13 protein-coding genes are annotated in these 18,601 nt (G+C 54.6%); 7 read left to right on the forward strand and 6 right to left on the reverse strand.

Translation table 11 applies throughout. The annotated features are described in order from the left end of the window. Positions 1–94: 94 nt before the first annotated feature. Together ACZ5FM_RS25095 and ACZ5FM_RS25100 are read right to left on the reverse strand one after the other, a co-directional pair. Positions 95–517, reverse strand: a complete 423-nt coding sequence (locus ACZ5FM_RS25095; protein ID WP_275643596.1) for a response regulator — start codon at positions 515–517, stop codon at positions 95–97. Further along, a complete protein-coding gene (locus tag ACZ5FM_RS25100; protein WP_464041150.1) occupies positions 514–1,638 on the reverse strand; it encodes a PAS domain-containing protein in 1,125 nt (374 codons plus the stop codon). Before ACZ5FM_RS25100 ends, ACZ5FM_RS25095 begins: the two co-directional genes overlap by 4 nt. Positions 1,639–1,851: 213 nt before the next feature. Between ACZ5FM_RS25100 and ACZ5FM_RS25105 the strand changes: the two genes are divergently transcribed. Both ACZ5FM_RS25105 and ACZ5FM_RS25110 read left to right on the forward strand, forming a co-directional pair. Further along, positions 1,852–3,942 carry a response regulator gene (locus ACZ5FM_RS25105; RefSeq protein WP_312950895.1) on the forward strand — a complete coding sequence of 697 codons (2,091 nt, stop codon included), beginning with the start codon at positions 1,852–1,854 and terminating at the stop codon, positions 3,940–3,942. A gap of 136 nt (positions 3,943–4,078) precedes the next feature. Then, the gene (locus tag ACZ5FM_RS25110) at positions 4,079–5,251 is read left to right on the forward strand and encodes a sensor histidine kinase (RefSeq protein WP_464041151.1); all 1,173 of its coding nucleotides are present in this window, start codon (positions 4,079–4,081) and stop codon (positions 5,249–5,251) included. Between the two features lie 26 nt (positions 5,252–5,277). On the opposite strand, the gene ACZ5FM_RS25115 is transcribed toward ACZ5FM_RS25110, so the two are convergent. Continuing rightward, positions 5,278–5,742 carry a hypothetical protein gene (locus ACZ5FM_RS25115; RefSeq protein WP_464041152.1) on the reverse strand — a complete coding sequence of 155 codons (465 nt, stop codon included), beginning with the start codon at positions 5,740–5,742 and terminating at the stop codon, positions 5,278–5,280. A gap of 132 nt (positions 5,743–5,874) precedes the next feature. Here ACZ5FM_RS25115 and ACZ5FM_RS25120 point away from each other — a divergent pair, with 132 nt between their 5' ends. Both ACZ5FM_RS25120 and ACZ5FM_RS25125 read left to right on the forward strand, forming a co-directional pair. Beyond that, positions 5,875–7,497, forward strand: coding sequence for a GMC family oxidoreductase (locus ACZ5FM_RS25120; protein WP_464041153.1), 1,623 nt, complete (start codon positions 5,875–5,877; stop codon positions 7,495–7,497). A 582-nt stretch (positions 7,498–8,079) separates the two neighbouring features. Further along, on the forward strand, positions 8,080–8,703 hold the full coding sequence (locus ACZ5FM_RS25125; protein ID WP_275643610.1) for an outer membrane protein: 624 nt from the start codon (positions 8,080–8,082) through the stop codon (positions 8,701–8,703). Between the two features lie 155 nt (positions 8,704–8,858). On the opposite strand, the gene ACZ5FM_RS25130 is transcribed toward ACZ5FM_RS25125, so the two are convergent. Beyond that, positions 8,859–9,083 carry a hypothetical protein gene (locus tag ACZ5FM_RS25130; protein WP_464041154.1) on the reverse strand — a complete coding sequence of 75 codons (225 nt, stop codon included), beginning with the start codon at positions 9,081–9,083 and terminating at the stop codon, positions 8,859–8,861. Between the two features lie 609 nt (positions 9,084–9,692). On the opposite strand from ACZ5FM_RS25130, the gene ACZ5FM_RS25135 reads away from it, so the two are divergent. The 3 genes from ACZ5FM_RS25135 to ACZ5FM_RS25145 all read left to right on the forward strand — a co-directional run bounded on the left by ACZ5FM_RS25135 (position 9,693) and on the right by ACZ5FM_RS25145 (position 15,427). Then, a complete protein-coding gene (locus ACZ5FM_RS25135) occupies positions 9,693–12,797 on the forward strand; it encodes an IPT/TIG domain-containing protein (RefSeq protein ID WP_464041155.1) in 3,105 nt (1,034 codons plus the stop codon). Positions 12,798–13,070: 273 nt separating this feature from the next. Continuing rightward, on the forward strand, positions 13,071–13,841 hold the full coding sequence (locus ACZ5FM_RS25140) for an ABC transporter ATP-binding protein (protein WP_464041156.1): 771 nt from the start codon (positions 13,071–13,073) through the stop codon (positions 13,839–13,841). Between the two features lie 551 nt (positions 13,842–14,392). Continuing rightward, the gene (locus ACZ5FM_RS25145) at positions 14,393–15,427 is read left to right on the forward strand and encodes a porin (RefSeq protein WP_464041157.1); all 1,035 of its coding nucleotides are present in this window, start codon (positions 14,393–14,395) and stop codon (positions 15,425–15,427) included. 456 nt (positions 15,428–15,883) lie between these two features. Here ACZ5FM_RS25145 and ACZ5FM_RS25150 read toward each other — a convergent pair whose 3' ends face one another. Both ACZ5FM_RS25150 and ACZ5FM_RS25155 read right to left on the reverse strand, forming a co-directional pair. Continuing rightward, the gene (locus ACZ5FM_RS25150; protein WP_464041554.1) at positions 15,884–17,062 is read right to left on the reverse strand and encodes a GGDEF domain-containing protein; all 1,179 of its coding nucleotides are present in this window, start codon (positions 17,060–17,062) and stop codon (positions 15,884–15,886) included. Positions 17,063–17,734: 672 nt separating this feature from the next. Next, positions 17,735–18,250, reverse strand: a complete 516-nt coding sequence (locus tag ACZ5FM_RS25155; RefSeq protein WP_275643614.1) for a GNAT family N-acetyltransferase — start codon at positions 18,248–18,250, stop codon at positions 17,735–17,737. Positions 18,251–18,601 lie beyond the last annotated feature (351 nt).

Consider the following 18,601-nt stretch of genomic DNA (forward strand, 5'->3'; position numbering starts at 1 on the left):
GTCAACTGCGTTCGTTATACGAGGTCGTTTCCGAACTGCTGACAGGTCGGACGCTGGGAGCTAGCCAGCGCCGTGGCAGACGCTGGTCTCACTTTCAAGAGCGGCGGCTTGCCCGCGCATCATCCGCCAATACAAGGCTTGCAGGCGGCTCCAGACTTTCGTCTCCGTCAACAATTGCCGAGAGATAGGTCAGAGCATTTTTCATCCCATTTGCGGTATACGGTTTTTCGATCGCACCGAGTGCACCAGCAAAATCGTCCGGGATTTTTTTGATGTTTCCGCTGACGAAAACGTAGGGTACGCCGTTTTCGGATAGTTCGCGTCCGAAATCTATCCCGGTAGCTCCGTCCATGAGATGTATGTCGACAAATGCAAAATCAGGTTTTGTCGAGGCTAGTGCCCTCCGGGCTTGGTCGCTGCTCATTACCATGTCAGTGACCTCATGACCTGCCAGCTCGACTTCGCTCTCAAGCTCCATTGCGAGCAGCATTTCATCCTCAACTATCATTACCTTCAATGCGTCGTCTCCAAGTTTACATCAACAAGCACAGTAACGCTTACACTTGTCTTTCGGTTCTGTACGGTCCGCTCGATTTTTGCACCAAGCTGCAGCGCAGAAGCTTCAAGCAGCTTTCGACTGAACTGCGCGCGCTCCTTATTCACCTCAACCGGCTCTGATGTGTCTTCAACCAGGATGACAAAATGACCGTTAGTCCGCCGGACGACAACATGTATATCTCCCCCTTGGCTTAGCCCTCGCAATACCGCATCGCCGACCAGCTCGTTGACGACAAGCGATAGCGGTGTTGCTTTGACAGCCGGAACATGCACTGGCGAAAGATCAAGGGACAGGTGTATGTCTTTTCGGCCAGTTGCCTCGACCAGGTCAGTGACCAGCTCACGGGTGAAGTCGGAAATGTCGAACTTCGAGACATCATCCAAGGTGAAAAGTTTGCGCTGAACGGTACTCAGGGCTTCGATCCTGTTGAGGACGGATTCAAGCGCCTGCTTCTGTCCCTGGTCAGTGGTTATGCGCGCCTGCATTTTTACGATGGATGCCATCGTCAGAAGGTTGTTTTTTACGCGATGATCAACCTCATGAACCAGGAGTGATTTGGCAGACAGTGCAGATCGAAGGTTAGCAGTCTGGCTGGCAACTTCCTCCTCAGCCTTGTGTCGTGCGGCGGCAAGGTCTGCCTCGCGGCTCTTCACGTGCGTGAAGTCAAGTTGAGAAGCGAAGAAGTATATGATCTTGCCGCTATCATCTCGTACGGGACTGATGAATACGGCATTCCAGAATGTCGATCCGTCTTTGCGGTAATTGGTGACGTCGACCGCGACATCTTCGCCAGCCGCAATTGCTTTTCGCATCTTTTCGACGGCCTTGGGGTCACTTTTCGGACCCTGCAAGATGCGACAGTTCTGCCCAATGATTTCTTCATTGGTGTAGCCGGTGAGTTTATTGAACGCAGCATTGCAGAAGATGATGGGATTGTCGTGTTGATTGGGGTCGGTGACGATCATCGGCATCCGTGTTGCCTTGAATGCTGCAGCAAATGGATCTTCGCTAACGTGCCCGGACACTAGGCGATCACCGGCACTGCGGGCATTAGTCTGTTGCTGCTCTTTATCCGTCATTCTGGTTCCGTACTCTGCACAACTTACTTCACAATGAAGTTGGTTGATTTTGGTTCCTGAGCCGCAAAAACTAGAATAGGCCAAAGTCGTACGCAACCCTTAAGCCAAGAGACGTACTGTCCATTGTAATTTTTCGAATCGTCAAGTGTTTTCATTGACTTCGAGACGGAGCCACATATCTATTAGCGGACGAGTGTGCCTTGAGGATCATCGGTGACAAACGAAAACTTGGTCAAGCAGCCCGAACGTGATGACGAAGATGCGCTGTTTCGCAGCGACGCTCGCAGGCGTGCTTTGTTCGAAGCGATTGACGACGGTTTTTGCATCATAGAATTTATCGACGGTCCCGATGGCCCGATGAGTGACTATGTACATGTGGAGTCCAATTCGGGGTATGAACGCCAGACTGGTATCAAGGGAATTGTTGGCAAGCGTCTTCGCGAGATCGAACCTGATAACGCCGACGTTTGGCTGAAGATCTACGGGGATGTCCTGACAACTGGCGTGACCGTGCGCTTCGAGCAGGAGTTCAAGGCGATCAATCGCCACATTGAAGTATCTGCAACGCGACTTGAGCCTGCAAGCCTCAAGCAGGTCTCTGTTCTCTTCCGGGATATCACAACCCGCAAACAAGCAGAAAAAGCTCTGCGCGAAAGCGAGGCTGTGGCCAGAGAGAACATCCAGCGTGTTCAGCTTGCGCTGGCTGCCGGGGCCATTATCGGCACATGGTCTTGGGATGTTCAAGCGGACAAATTCACCGTCGATGATGCCTTTGCAACAGCTTTCGGTTTTGACCATTCGCTTGGCCGGACAGGGCTCAGTCTGGCGCAGGTTGTCGAGACGGTCCATCCTGACGACCAGGCCAGTTTGTCCAAAGCGATCGATGAGGCGTTGAAAAGGGGAGGACCGTTTCTTCACCAGTATAGAACAAGGCGGTCGGACGGACACTACCGATGGCTGGAGGCAAATGGTCGTGTCGACCTTAGCCCCGACGGCCGTGCGATGCTTTTTCCTGGAGTGCTGCTCGATATCGAAAATCGCCGTGCCATTGAGCAGGAGCGGGACAGGGCGACAAGTGAACTTCGTGCCTTGACCGAAACGCTTGAACAGCGCGTCGAGGATCGAACGAAAGCCCTCATGCAGGCCGAAGATGCTTTGCGACAGTCTCAGAAAATGGAGGCCGTTGGGCAACTCACGGGTGGACTTGCTCACGACTTCAACAACATCCTGGCTGGTATTGGCGGTAGCCTCGAACTGATGAAGATGCGCATGGCGCAGGGGCGAATTGGCGACATTGACCGCTATCTGACGGGAGCACAGGGCGCCGTTAAACGGGCCGCGGGTCTGACACAGCGTCTGCTGGCGTTCTCAAGGCGCCAGACACTTGATCCAAAACCCTCGAATATCAATCGCGTCGTCACTGACATGCAGGATCTGGTGACGCGGAGCGTTGGACCGGCAATCGATGTCGAAATTGCCTGCGCAGGTGGGCTTTGGACGGCCTTCGTTGATGTGGGCCAACTCGAAAATGCACTGCTAAACCTTTGCATCAATGCCCGAGATGCGATGCCGGACGGTGGCAAGCTGACCATTGAGACGGGAAACCGCTGGCTGGACGAACGTGCCGCCAGGGAGCGCGGCGTCCAGCCCGGCCAATATGTCTCAATGTGCGTCAGCGACACCGGAACGGGTATGACACAGGACGTTATATCCCGGGCTTTCGATCCATTTTTCACGACAAAGCCGACGGGGCAGGGAACCGGACTTGGGCTTTCAATGGTCTATGGCTTTGCGGGTCAATCGGGTGGCGCGGCCAGGATCTACTCTGAGGTTGGTAAAGGTTCTATGATCTGTATTTATCTGCCACGGCATCACGCTGATGGTGAAGTGGTAGAGGTTGTTGCGCTGGAAACCCCTGCAGCGCCAGCATCAGGAAGAACAACGATTCTGGTCGTGGATGACGAACCTCTGGTCCGGATGGTAGCGGTCGAAGTGCTTGAGGAACTTGGTTATTTTGTTCTTGAAGCGGAAGACGCACCCACCGCGTTGAAGGTCCTGGCCTCCCGCAATGACATCGACCTGCTCGTCACGGATGTTGGCCTGCCAAACGGGATGAATGGTCGACAGCTTGCCGATGCTGCACGTGCCACCCTGCCGGATCTGCCAGTGCTGTTTGTAACAGGTTATGCCGAAAACGCCGTTTTGAACCATGGCCATCTTGAGCGCGGCATGCAGGTGCTTACCAAACCGGTGGCAGCTGATGCACTTGCGAGACGCGTTGCGGAGTTAACGGGTAAGTCGTGACGGTTGCTGCTGAAGTCCCATTTTTGTTCAGGCTTCTTTCATCGCCGCAATTCAGATGACTTTCGATTGAAATACCCTATTGTAACAAGCTTGCCGCTGTCGTGGACATTCGGCTCTCTTCAACAGAGTAGAATGGATGATGACATACATAAACAACCCGTCGGTTTCCTCTGACCTCATAATTGCCGAGCGTGACATTCTTGCGCGTGTTGCCTTGGGTGGCCCACTCAAGGATGTGCTGAACGACATCATTCTCCTCGTTGAAAAGCCGGCGAATGGCGAGTTGCTTGCGTCGATACTTCTAACCACAGAGGATGGCAAAATTCTCGTTGAAGGAGCGGCGCCAAGCCTGCCTGCAGAATATAACGCGGCGGTGGATGGTATCCCGGTTGCCATCGGGGTTGGGTCCTGTGGTACTGCTGCCTTTACCGGAGAGCAGGTCATGGTCAGCGATATCGCTGTCGATCCGCTATGGATAAACTACCGTGATATTGCGCTGAAGCATGGTTTACGTGCCTGCTGGTCAATGCCTATCCGCGCCGCGGATGGCACCATCCTGGGAACCTTCGCTAATTACTACCGGGAACCACGTGAGCCGACCGAGCGAGACCTCGAAGTCATTGGCATGGTGACGCGAACGACCGCGATTGCCATTGAGCGCTATCGCAACGAACTGGCCCGCGAGCGTGCTGAAGAGCAGCGTCTTCTTCTCATTCATGAACTGAACCACCGGGTGAAAAACGTGTTTGCGCTGGCAGATGCGATGGTTGCAATGACCGCGAAATCTGCGACCGGCGTGGATCATTTTTCCGCAGCGGTCAGGGGGCGTCTGCGTGCACTTGCACTTGCCCATGATCTCGTTCGTCCCAAAACGAACTCTGCAACACAGGACGTTTCGGACGCTGCCGTTCCGCTTCGGCAGATAATGGTGGATATTCTGGCACCCTATGACGGTGAAGCGTCCTCTGAAAAGATTACCTTTGTCGGAGCGGATGATATTCGGGTTCCGTCGGCACATATTACCGGTATTGCCCTGATCCTCCATGAGCTTGCCACCAACGCCGCGAAATATGGGGCGCTAAGTTCTGATCAAGGGCACCTCGTCATTTCATGTCGACATTTTGACAGCGTGCAAATAACCTGGAGTGAACGGGGTGGACCGGCAAAAAGTGTGTCGGATCATACCGGATTTGGTTCGACGCTGATCAAGCGCACCGTGGGCAATTTGAACGGCAGGATTACATACGAATGGCGTAATGACGGTGTAGACATCGTCATCGACCTGCCGTTCGGCACGCTTCTGGTCTGACTGGTTTTCACAAAAACCCTGTCCGGTTACGCGGTGTTGCGTTGAAGCGTTCGAGCCATCTTTTCAGTCGCAATCTGGTTCATAATCGGCGCCGACACATTGCCGTGTATAATTCCAATCATCCAAACGACTTTCCCTGGTGGATACACGGCATCGGTCGATGGATTGACCGGAGTCAAAGGTGGTGATTTTTGATCAGGCGAAAATTGGGGCTCACGCAATCGATATATATATGTGCTGGAAAATGCCGGACTGTCTGTCAGTAGGGCTGTCATGTCGGGCAGCGGCTCGCGAAGCCCACACTGGCCGCAGATGATGGCGGATGTTCTGGAAATCCCGCTGACCGTGGCAGAGGCGAGGAGACTGCAGCGTTGGGGGCTGCGATTGGCGTGACAGTCGCCGTCAAACATTATCCTTCTTACGAAGATGCCGTCCAGGCAATGACCCGGGTTGCCCGCGACTTTCGCCCTGAAGCCAAGCGGTTCGAACATTGTCGCAGATGCTATGCCATCCACGCGGCCCTCACAGGCCAGATGCGGAATTTCTGGAACGCTTTGCAAAATTAGGGTGAGGTGGTTCGCAAGGATGTAACGCGACTACCCTTGCCAATGAGGATAGGAACCATGGCGGAAACGACAGGCCTGGATGGCCAATATGACTATGTGATCGTCGGGGCAGGGACGGCAGGCTGTGTGTTGGCCGCCCGCCTTACAGAAGATCCAACCGTGCGTGTCCTGCTGCTGGAGGCCGGAGGCTCCGATCGGTATCATTGGGTGCAGATCCCCGTGGGCTACCTCTATTGCATTGGCAACCCACGAACCGATTGGATGATGCGCACAGCTGCCGAAGCAGGCCTCAATGGACGCAGTCTCGCTTACCCGCGCGGCAAGGTGCTGGGTGGTTGCACGTCGGTCAACGGCATGATCTATATGCGTGGGCAAGCGGCCGATTATGATGGCTGGCGCGACCTCGGCAATCACGGCTGGGGATGGTCGGATGTGCTGCCCTATTTCAAACGCTCCGAAGACTTTCATGGTCCGCAAGGCGACATGCATTCGACCGGTGGACCATGGAAGGTCAGTCGCCAGCGGCTGAAGTGGAAGATCCTCGAGGCTGTGCAGAAGGGTGCCCGCGAACTCGGCATCGAGCCTCGTGCGGACTTCAACGATGGCGACAATGAAGGCTCGGGTTTCTTCGACGTAAACCAGCATAAGGGCGTGCGCTGGAACACGGCGCGTGGCTTCTTGCGACCCGCTCTGAAGCGCCCAAACCTGCGCCTCATCAAACATGCGCTGGTCGAGCGGCTGACGATGGAGGGAAGCCGTGTCACCGGTGTCGAGTATCGCACATCCGCAGGCTTGTTTCACGCAAAAGTCAGCGGTGAGGTGATCCTGGCGGCCGGCGCCATCAACTCACCGAAGCTGTTGGAATTGTCTGGCATCGGTGATCCCGCCCGTCTCGGATCGCTTGGTATCAAGGTCAATCTGGCAAAATCCTCTGTGGGTGAAAATCTGCAGGACCATTTGCAAATCCGGACCGTCTTCAAAGTCAAGGATACCATCACACTCAACCAGCTTGCCAACTCCTGGAGGGGCAAGATCAGGATCGCAGCGGAATATGCGCTGATGCGCTCTGGACCGATGTCGATGGCACCGAGCCAATTCGGCATGTTCACGCGATCCACTCCCGGCGCAAACCGTCCTGATATCGAGTACCACGTCCAACCGCTCTCCACCGACAAGCTCGGCGATCCGCTGCATCCGTTCCCGGCCATTACCGTTTCGGTCTGCCAATTGCGCCCGAGCAGTGTGGGCACATGCCACATCAGCTCGACCGATCCGCACCAGCAGCCGGAAATCCGGCCAAACTATCTGTCGACCGGCCATGACCGCTCCGTTGCTATAGCAGCGATCCGTCAGGCCCGGCAGGTGATGGCGGCCAACGCATTGCGCCCCTACCAGCCCGAGGAGATTCTCCCCGGCCGCCAGTTCGAAAGTGATGACGCGCTGCTGGAAAAAGCAGGCGATATCGCCACCACCATCTTCCATCCGGTCGGTACATGCCGCATGGGAGTGGATGCCGACGCCGTCGTTGACCCAGCACTGCGGGCAAAAGGCGTTCAAGGATTGCGTATTGTCGATGCCTCGATCATGCCGCGTATCATTTCCGGCAACACCGCATCTCCAGTGGTGATGATTGCCGAAAAGGCAGCGGATATGATCCGGATGGAACGCAGGGGCGCCTAGGGTGGGCTCAAGAATAACATGCGCTCATAAGGTCGTCCCAAGACGGTGCCAGGCAATACCGGCCCTGGTGTTGGCACGTTGTTTGAACATTGCGCGATGAAGTTGGTCAGAGCGCCGCAGTAGTGTCAATGGAGTACGATGATAGAAGGGCCGCCGGTTATTGCCGCGGGAAACCCGATTGTCATACCACCTGCAGACGAAAGTCTATGGATCGTGTTTCGAGACGTCGCGATCACGTAAATTTAGCGCAATGCTCACGAAAAAATGTTCTCTGTTTGAAAATCGAAGGATGGCGATCCCTGGATCGATTGCAAGCATTTGATTCCGTTGTCTCTCGCGTTCTGCCCCCCTACACTATTGCGGTGTGAGCCACCGTATAAGCCGACCAATTGGACACTTCATCTCGGCACCTCGCCTCTCTCGGTTAACAGGCTGTTAATGTTTTAATGAAAATGAAAGGCATACCGGTGCGGGTGTGCTTACGGTCAGCGACCAAGCTGTTCCGATTTGAACTCACCCGTGGCGAAAGCCGATGTTTCGCCTGCGCATTCACCATCTGCGGGCTGTGTATGGAGTAAAGTCATGATCAAGAAGTACATCGCATCAGTGCTTGCAGCCGCTGTCATTTCCGGTCCTGCTTTCGCAGCCGACCTCACCAATTCCTATGAAGCACCGTCGTACAACGAGCCGGTAGGGCAGTCATCCGGCTGGACCGGCGGTTATGTCGGTCTTCATGCCGGTACGGCTTCGCGCCATGGCAATCCTTTCTCCGGCGACCGTGAATTCATGGGTGGCATTCAGGGTGGCTACAACATGGAAACGAACGGTTTCGTCGTAGGTGGCGAAGGGGAGCTGTCACACCTGGGCGACACCAAGGTGCTCGTACCAGGCGGCAATCTGGAAGAGCGCTACCGCGTCTCTGCCAAGGCCAAGGCCGGCATGCCTCTTGGCGATACACTCGTCTACGGCACGGCAGGCGCCACGATTACCAGCATGCGCGACGGTACGGCTCAGGGTCCCGACGGCTGGAAGCCCGGCTGGTTGGTCGGCGCTGGCGTTGAACACAAGTTCAACCAGCAGATTTCCGGCAAGGTAGAATACAACTACGCGCGCACTGGCGATGTGCGCAGCAGCACCGGTGGCCCGCTTAGCGAAACGACCGTAAGCGACCACACAGTCAAGGCTGGCGTGAACTACCACTTCTAAAATCTACACTCATATGGGGCAGGAGCAGCGCTCTGTGCCCCGTATGACGACAATAGGTGCTGAAATGTTGACGCCGTATGGGAGTGCAATATTTGCCACCTGTCGATGATCACTCTTGGCCAGCCTGTCGCTGGCCGGGGGGTATAGAGGTTGAGTCAAGTGCGGGTGAAACCGCGCACGACGTGGCCAGACAATAGAGCGACCAGTTCGGCATCCGTATCACCCCAGCTACAAAACGAAGACGCCACACTTATCATTGAGCCACCGTGGTGGCATTGCGTTCCCTTGCCATGGCGGGGAGTTCCGGTCGCTACGACAATGACGAGTTTCTCAACGCGACCGGTCCAAAGTTGTCTTTGCAGGCGAATGCCAACGTGCAACTTTTCGCCTCCAAGTCAGCCATTCAAATCAACTGGCCGAATTCTCGAAAGTTACAGTCATGCCGCGCAACTGCGATGTGCATGATGGCTTTGAAGCGCTGGCATGGGTGCGAGCTAGCGGCAAAATGTGAGGTGAATGGTCCAATTTTCTGCCGTTTCCGCACTTGTTGCGTCGCTTGAACGGAGTGCAGATATGCTTAACCCAGATCATGACGATCCGGCCGCAGTGTTTGATCATATTGTGGAGTTATCTGGCGAAGCATAATTCGCTGTTTGCTAGTCCTGGCCGGATGCGGGGTGTTATGTAGCGCCACGAGCATTATCGCAGTCTGCATTACGGCTGGTTCGGCCATCATCATGCAACGAGCAATCATGCAGTTTCCAGGGATGCGTAAGTCAGAAGAATGATACGGCACGTCCGTTTTTCAGCTTCATTTTCAAGGGGATTTTGCATTTTCGGCCCAATGTTGCGGTCAAAGCACAACTACCGTTACAATTCGTATCATTCCGTTCCAGTTGTGCTCTTTCGAAATAGAGCGAACCGATTTAACGCATGTGGAAGACGGCAACGTAGTTGCCAACACGCAGAATCGACGGAAACGCGCAGACATGAATGGCACCACCGCAACCCACCTTCCTGCAAAAAAATCATATGTTCCGAAGTTTATGCAGGCTGTCTTCTCGTCGATTGTTCTCGTGGTTGTTTTTATGGCCGGTACCGCGGCAATCTCCACACCCGCATTTGCTCTCTCGGCCGCTTGCAATGCACTGAACAGCATTAGTGGAACCACAGGATATTCGCGGGATTTTCCTGCCTCCGATTTCGAAGCGGGTGAGTTTGTCAGCGTATCCTTCACGGACTACGGGACCGACCCGAAGTCCGTTCCGGAAATTTTCTCCGGCCAAATCAGACTAAACAACTACGGAAGCAGTACGGTCTTTTTCCGCTACTCCTCGTATTCCGGATCTGCTGGAGCCCATTCCGGTACCCACAATACACTCAGCACCGATGGGCTGGGTATTGTGATAGATTCAAAAACCTACCTGAGTGCAGTGACAATTGTTTGCTCGGCTCCGGTCACTGAACCGACATTGGACGGGATTATTCCTACGACCGGCCTAACGGCGGGCGGCACATCCATCACCATTACAGGCACCAACCTTACAGGCGCAACGGGCGTAAGTATTGGCGGCGTGGCCGCAACAGACGTCACCGTCGTGTCGTCGACCAAGATAACCGCTACGACACCCGCTCATGCGGCGGGGCCCGTCAATGTCGCCGTGAGCACGCCAGGCGGGTCAGACGTGCTGGCCAATAGCTTCACCTATGTCGCAACAAACCCGCCGGTCGCTAATGCTGTTTCGAAAAGCGTGTCTGCGGGCTCTTCCGACAATCCGATTGCTCTCGACATAACAGGCGGTGTTGCGACTTCGGTCGCGGTTGGCACGCAGGCCAGTCACGGCATGGCAACCGCATCGGGTACGTCGATCACCTATACACCGACGGTTGGGTACTCAGGCCCCGATAGTTTCACCTACACTGCCAGCAATGACGATGGCTTATCGGCTGAGGCAACTGTCACGATAACAGTGGTCGCTGCTGCGCCGACCCTGACTGGCATTACCCCGAACTCCGGCACCACGGCGGGCGGAACCTCCATTACCATCACCGGCACGGACCTGACAGGTGCGACAGAGGTCAGCATTGGCGGCGTGGCCGCAACAGACATCACCGTCGTTTCGTCGACAAAGATCACCGCAACGACACCCGCTCATGCTGTCGGTGCGTTCAATGTCACCGTGAGCACGCCGGGCGGTGCAGACGTGCTGGTCAATAGCTTCACTTATGTGGCGGAGCCAATCATCATCTCACCTGTAAGCGGAGTGTTGAATGAGGCAACGAAGGGTGTGGTGTATAATCAGGCTCTTTCTTTAACTGGCGGAACCGCACCATTCCTCTTCACAACGTCAGGATTGGTGCCCGCAGGTCTCGCCGTCAACCCCGCAACAGGAAAGATTTCCGGAACGCCGACGGCGACGGGAACCTACGAATTTTCAGTTACGGTGGTTGATGCAAACAATCTGATCGGCTCTGCTACCTATGCACTAAAAGTTAATCCTTCAGAGGGCAGTTTCGTCTTCACGCCATCTGCTGGCACGCTGATGGAAGCCATGGCCGGCGAAGACTATAGCCAGCCTATCAGCGCAACGGGCGGCAACGGCGCTCTTGTTTACAGCCTGATCACCGGCGCGCTACCTGATGGCATGACGCTCAACCTTTCGACAGGCGAACTCACAGGTCCATTAGAGACGGATGCCGAAGCAAAGAATTATGCTTTCACGATCGAGGCGCGTGATGGCAACGGGGCCACTGGAACGGCAAGCTACACACTGCCAGTCACAGCGCGTGCCGTGACCGTCGTTGATAAAGTCGTCACAGTCGAGGCCGGTTCATCGCCTGCCGATGTGTATCTTAATCGTGGCGCCACCGGCGGGCCTTTCGTGCAAGCCGAGAGGACCTTCGTGGAGCCACCGAATGCTGGCACTGCTGTGATTATTCAGGGGCAACTCGCACAGAGCGGGCCCGTCACGACACCAGTCGGCTGGTATCTGCAGTTCACGCCGAACCCGGCCTATAAAGGACAGGTCCGTGTCGGTTTCAGACTGACAAGTGCTCTCGGAATCTCCAATACCGGCACAGTGACATATAACATTGCCTACGACGCGGCGCAGGTTGCATCTGATGCTGACCGGTTTGTACGCAGCTTCATCGGGAGCCGCCAGAACATGATTTCCTCCATGATCCATGTTCCAGGACTTCTGGAGCGGCGTCGGATGGCTGAGGCAACCGATGCTGTCTCTGCACGCATGACACCGTCCGAAAACGGCATGACGGTCAACGTCTCCACAAGCCTTGCTCAGATGGAAGCAGCACGTGACAGTGCGGATGGCATTACCGGCGGTTATTCCTCAGCCTTCAACATCTGGATCGACGGTGCCTTCCTGGCCCACAGTGACAAAGACATCAACGGCGCCAAATGGGGCAGCTTCGCAATGATCAACATGGGGGCAGACTATCTGCTGAGCGAGGGCGCGCTGTTCGGTCTCTCCTTCCATTACGACCATATGACCAATCCGACCGATGAGGACGCAGAGTTGAAGGGCAATGGCTGGCTCGCCGGTCCTTACGCTTCCTTAGAAATCGGCAAGGGTGTTTTCTGGAACAGCAGCCTGCTCTATGGAGGTTCATCCAATGATATCGATACAATGTTCTGGGATGGCGCATTCGAGACAAGGCGCTGGATGGCCGATACATCGATCGACGGCCAATGGGATATCGGCAACGACACCACTCTGGCTCCAAAACTCAGGGCTGTGTATTTTTCCGAAAAAGTTGAGGACTACATGATCGGCAACGCTGCAGGCGACACGATCACCATTGATGGCTTCGATGCAAAGCAATTCCGGGTCAGTCTCGGCGCCGAGATTGCACGTTCCTTTATCCTCGAAAGCGGCGCAATGCTCAAACCCAGGCTTGGCGCAACGGGAGGCTTTGCTGCTCTCGACGGATCCGGGACATTCGGCATGATAAAGGCAGGTATGTCACTGCAAACGGCCGATCTGTGGATGGTCGATGCAAGCATTCTCTTCAATATTGAAGGCGAAGGTCAGAAATCGATCGGGGCCTCGCTCGCTGCCAGCAAACAATTCTGAAAATTTCTGGCCGACGGCCCAAATTGCTACGGTTTTAAAGTGGCGGAACAGGACATGGGCCAGTTATTGCTGCGCGATGGACCGGGTGAGGAAATCGATGTGGCAGGCGGTACGGCACCGCTGAAGTTAACGTGACCACGCAGGGCGGTGACCCAACGATCTGGCTGCGCTCCAGCTGGAAGGTCACGTTCGGAACGATACGCGATGAGCAGCACTCATCTGAGTATTACTCTGTGCATGGCTCACTGTTTATTTTAAAGCCAAAAAGCATGGTTGACACCCCATCTACGCAGCCTGCGCAAAAGCTTCGGGACGCTCGAAGTGCTCAAAGGCATCTCGCTTGATGCACATAAAGGCGAGGTCATCGCGATCCTTGGTTCTTCGGGTTCCGGCAAGAGCACGATGCTGCGTTGTATCAACATGTTGGAAATTCCAACAGCTGGTGAGGTCGTGGTGACAGGGGAAATCGTGAAGCTCAAAAAGCAGGGTAACGGTCTTGCCATTGCCGACGGTCGGCAGATCGATGGTATTCGTGCACGCGCCGCTATGGTTTTTCAGAGCTTCAATTTGTGGTCTCACATGACCATTCTTGAGAATCTCATCGAGGGGCCGGTCCACGTCCAGGGGCGCCCGCGGGCAGAATGTGTTGTTGAAGCTCGTGCCCTCCTGGAAAAGGTCGGTATTGCCGACAGGAGCGATGCTTATCCCGGTCATCTTTCCGGTGGGCAGCAGCAACATGCTGCGATTGCCCGGGCGCTTGCCATGCATCCTCAGGTCATGTTGTTCGACGAGCCGACATCGGCACTGGATCCCGAACGCGTGGGCGAGGTTCTGGCCGTAATGCGTGCGCTTGCCAAAGAAGGAAGGACCATGTTGCTGGTGACGCATGAAATCGCTTTCGCACGCGATGTGGCAACACGTATTGTCTTCGTTAACGAAGGCGTCATTGAGGAGGACGGTCCGATTGAAGAGGTATTTCGTAATCCTAAATCAGAGCGGTTCAGAAAGTTCATTTCCAACACGCAGCACGCTCTCTTGGTGTAATGGGCGAAGAGGATGACACAATCCGTTTGATCTCAAGATACGTCGATTTTACCGGCTTGATGGCTGCTAGATGGTCAGCACCTCTTCTCAAATTTCTTCTTCACGACAATCTATAAAAGCTCAGGAGGACTTGATATTTGAACTGAAGTACAATCTATGATTGTTTTTGTCAGGCTAAATTTCTAGACGCTCAGTTTTTACGGGAGAGGCGTGTCGGTTTCTTTGTCTGATGCTTTTTGCTCCGAAAATAAGGGCGTATTTTTGCCGTAATTCGACCGGAATTCTAACACAATTCGTTATTTTTCAGGTGGATATCGAAATAAGTGACGATTGATGCCCTCTCATTACTTTTGTGTGTATTTTGCAACGTCACGGTGGGAAGCGTCCAAAAAATTGCACTAATTGAGGCAACGTGATTGCAACCGTGAGTGCGTCGCGTATTCTTTCCGTCAAGAAGCGGGCTTCGCCTGTTTTTATTTAACTGGTTTAGGTTTTGAGATGATTTTCACAAATCTAACCGATAGCAATCTAATCCTTCACTGGAGGTCACTATGAACATCAAGAGCCTTCTCATCGGCTCCGCTGCAGCACTCGCAGCAGTTTCTGGCGCACAGGCCGCTGACGCTATCGTCGCTGCCGAACCCGAGCCTCTGGAATACGTACGCGTTTGCGACGCTTTTGGCGCTGGCTACTTCTACATCCCGGGCACTGAAACCTGCCTGCGCATTGGTGGCGAAGTTCGTGCGACCGTCGCATTCGGCGAAGACATTGGTGGTTTGGCTCCAGGCGGTCGTTCGTCTGACTGGAACTCCCAGGTTCGTGCTCGCGTGTTCTTCGACACGAAGACCGACTCCGAACTCGGCACCATCGGCACGTACATTCGTTTGGAGGGTGACTACCGTCCTCGCGATGGAAACTCTTCCTCGTCTCTCGAGCTTGAGCAGGCCTGGGTCAGCGTCGGCGGCCTGACTGCAGGTAAAGTTCTGACCTGGTGGGATGACATCGGCATTTACGGTGAGCTTGACGCGTTTGAAGCTGCAACAAACTTCAACACTGTCAGCTACCTCTATGACGCAGGTACATTCCGCATTGGTGTTGGCATCAACGATCTGTCTGGCGAATACTCCGATCGTGCAGGTTCCGAATTTGGTCTGCAGGGTTATGCACAGGTTGATTTCGGTTCCGCAAACGCTGCACTGCGCGGTGTTTACGACAACGAAGCTGAAGAAGGCGCCATCTATGCAACGCTCGTTGCACCGATCGGCCCAGGCACTCTGGAACTCGGCGCAGGCTGGTCTTCGGGTGACAACGTTTACGTCGACCGTTTTGACTCTGACTTCGCTGCCACGTCCTACGAGTGGACCGTTTCCGGTTCGTACGCTCTCAAGGCAACAGAGAAGCTGACAATCGCTCCTTCCCTTGCTTACTGGAGCACGCAGGACAACAACGACATCTGGGGCGTTGGTGTATTGGCTGAATACCAGCTTGCGACAGGCCTTAAGGTTGGTGCGACTGTTGACTACGTTAGCCCAGACGTTGGCGACGATAACACTTCTGGCTTCCTGCGCCTGACACGTTCGTTCTAATCTGACGAAAAGTCGATTAATGAAAGCCCGGCAGAGATGCCGGGCTTTTTCTTTGCGCATAGTTTGCGTGAATGAACCTTGTTTCGCTATGAACGCGTCGTTGAATAACTCGATTTTTTCAACGGAGTCGTCTGGAGACGATCGGTGGCCTTTTCCACAACGACGGCAGACCTAACAACTCCCTGATTCCCTTGGCTAGGTTTGCCGCCAGGGTGTATCTTCGGTTTGCGAGGCCAGGACCTAATCGTTTGCTTGGCGATATCGATTAGTTCCGCAGTGGCTGATGGGCTCTTCCTGCCAATAGGACCTTGCGTTTCTTGCGTACATGGTGTCGTCGCTAGGCCCGAGCCGGATCAAGTACTAAGGGTCGAGTTAGTTGTCGAACTGCTTCGGCTGTAATCGACGATGAGAGCGGTGTGACACCCTTGTCCTTAGTTCGCTTGATGCCCAGTTCGCCTACGATACGGTTCTAGCGGCACCAATCGATACAGAGTGCAGGTGGCTTGCAAGCTCGATCCGGTTACGGCCCGCGCGCTTGGCGATATAGAGTGCCTTGTCTGCCGCACTCAGCATAGCGTCGAAATCCATTGGAACGGGACATCCCAAGGCGATCCCGGCGCTGACCGTGCATGTGAGGGTTTCGCCTTCCACATGGATTTTCTGATCTTCGAAGGCTTTGCGAATGTCCTCCGCCACCATCTCGGCACGATTGGGCATGACGTCGGTCAAGATCAGCGCGAATTCCTCGCCACCAAGACGCGCAGCAGTGTCGCCGGGTCCACAATTAACCGCAAGCTCAGCAGCAAAGATCTTCAACGCCCGGTCGCCCGCAGCGTGCCCGAAAGTGTCGTTGATGGATTTGAAATGATCAAGGTCGAAGACCAAGACTGCCGTTTCCGGTCCGATCAAACGCTGACCGTAGCGCTCGAATAGCGCACGGCGATTTAGGAGGCCGGTTAGTGGATCTGTGATGGCTTCAAGAAGGTGACGTGCGGCGAGCCGCCATTGGTGAAGGGCCAGTGAAAGGGCGCCGATGCCGGTCATGCCAGCGATGCAAACAGCGATATTGAGATCCTCGGCCCAATTGTTTGGCGCAACTCCCAGTACGGTCTTTCCGTCGGCAACGAGAACGGCGGCGCAGACAACAAAGGATGTTGCCGCCAGGCAATAGAGGATGGAAATTCCGATGAGAGGAACAAGTGCTTCTCCGCGCGCGCGCCAATATTGCCAGGCGGTCGCGAAGAGCATTGCGGCAATCGCCGTATTTTGAGCGATAAATGCGATCCCATCATAACCGATCAGCAGCGGAGGGATGGAGACAAGCATTGCTGCCAAAGCCCAAGCAATTGTAGCTCGCAGCGGCAAGATGTTGCTGCGAAATTGGCAGCCCGCTCCCCAGATAATTGCGAAACCTGCATGAAGAAGTATGAACGACACAACGCCAAACGAAACAGCAGGATCGTTTACATAGAGACCGTAGGTAACAATGCCGCCAACGATAAGCACGAGCCCGAGCGTACAGCTCAGTAGAAAGGTCTCGGAGCGGCGTGCGAACCAACTGCCAAGCAGGGTCACACCAAGACACGTCGTCGAGACGGCAAGCGCAATCAAGAGTGAACTGTAATCAACGATCATGCCCAAAAAACCATGGCAGCCACCGCCTTTCATATCGGTAGGAGCGTATGGGGTTTCCATGACCAATTTCTTACTGGCGCCGCTAAAAACTCACCCGTAGGCTCAAGCTGCGGGATCATTGAATCTCATTCGACCTCATCGTTGAGCACAGGTCTGCAAGCAAAGGCGCTAGAGCCTACGCCTCAATAGTCCCGGTTCTGTCGCAATCGATCAAGCCAGCCAAATGCACCAGTTAGCAGAACGACCTTACCTGAGGACGATGTTGTCTGGTTGCTTGCGTTCCGAATGGCGCCGCCGCTTCTTCAGGAAATCCGCGACTTGGCGGCAAACATATTGGCCGGTGCAGACCTTGGTGGAACCCGCATCGACCCCACGCCGGATCATCAAATCCTTGTGTCTCGCGGAGACCCAGGTGAATCGCAGTCGCTAGTCGTGCCCATACAATTGCCAATGCTGTGATACTCGATCTTGCATCGATAGATGACGGGAAATCGATAAAAACGCTGAGTGGATTTAAATCAGTCAGGGCGTCATCGCGTTTGACGGCAAGCTTACGGCGCTTCGCTAAATACCTAGAGAGCCAGCAGTAATGGTACCGATGTGCTTGTTTTGTCGATATCGTACTTCATTATTCCGCCGACCTCTGTCCTGTAAAGGCCTGCCGATAGTTTACTAAGCAGAGGCCGTGCGTTCGAGCACTACCATGGTCTGCCCTTTATAATCTCTCGTATCGAAGGCGGTGTAGCCCAGTCGACCAGCCATTTTCAGAGACGCTGCGTTATCGGGATCGATAAGGCACACGGTTCGGTTCTGGTGTAAATTGGCGTTGTACCATTTGTGCGCTGCCTCGGCCGCTTCCAATGCAAATCCACGCCCGTGCACCCGCGAAGCGAATGTCCAGCTGGCTTCACCGTACCCATCAAAGGCGTCACCAAGTCCCCGGTGGAAATCCGCGATCCCGGTTTCACCGATATATTCGCCTGAACTTCTCTCAATGACGGCGAAGATGCCATAATTCAGCAATGCCCAGTGGCCCGTGTAGCGTAAAATCCGATGCCAGGCATCCTCGGGTGAAAAGGGTTTTCCACCCAGGAATTTGAGTACTAGGGGATCGGAGCACATTGCCAAATAAGACTGACATTCAGCCAACACGTACGGCCGTAATAACAGCCTATCAGTTTCGATCATATGTCACTCGTCATCAAAGAGCCTATATGGCTATTTGTCTATCAAACTGATTGGGTTTTGCAACGGAAGATTGTAATTCTCTTCACCGTGGAGCCCGCTGGACCTCATGTTGGGTTGCGCCTCTCGGGCTTGATCAGCGGCATTTACTGCTTGAATTAGCAGTACAGGGTTATAACCAAAGCGCGAATATCGATGACGCGACTTTCGGCTGGGTTCGTCTGACCCGTTCGTTCTGGTCTAACAAAAGTCGATAGGGAACGCCCGGCAGCAATGCCGGGCTTTTTCCTGCTGGTAATAGCGTGATGGTTTCAGCCTCGGGCCGCTCGCAGGCTGAAAACATGTCTGGCTTCA

The organism is Agrobacterium sp. 5Ca50 (assembly GCF_055381905.1).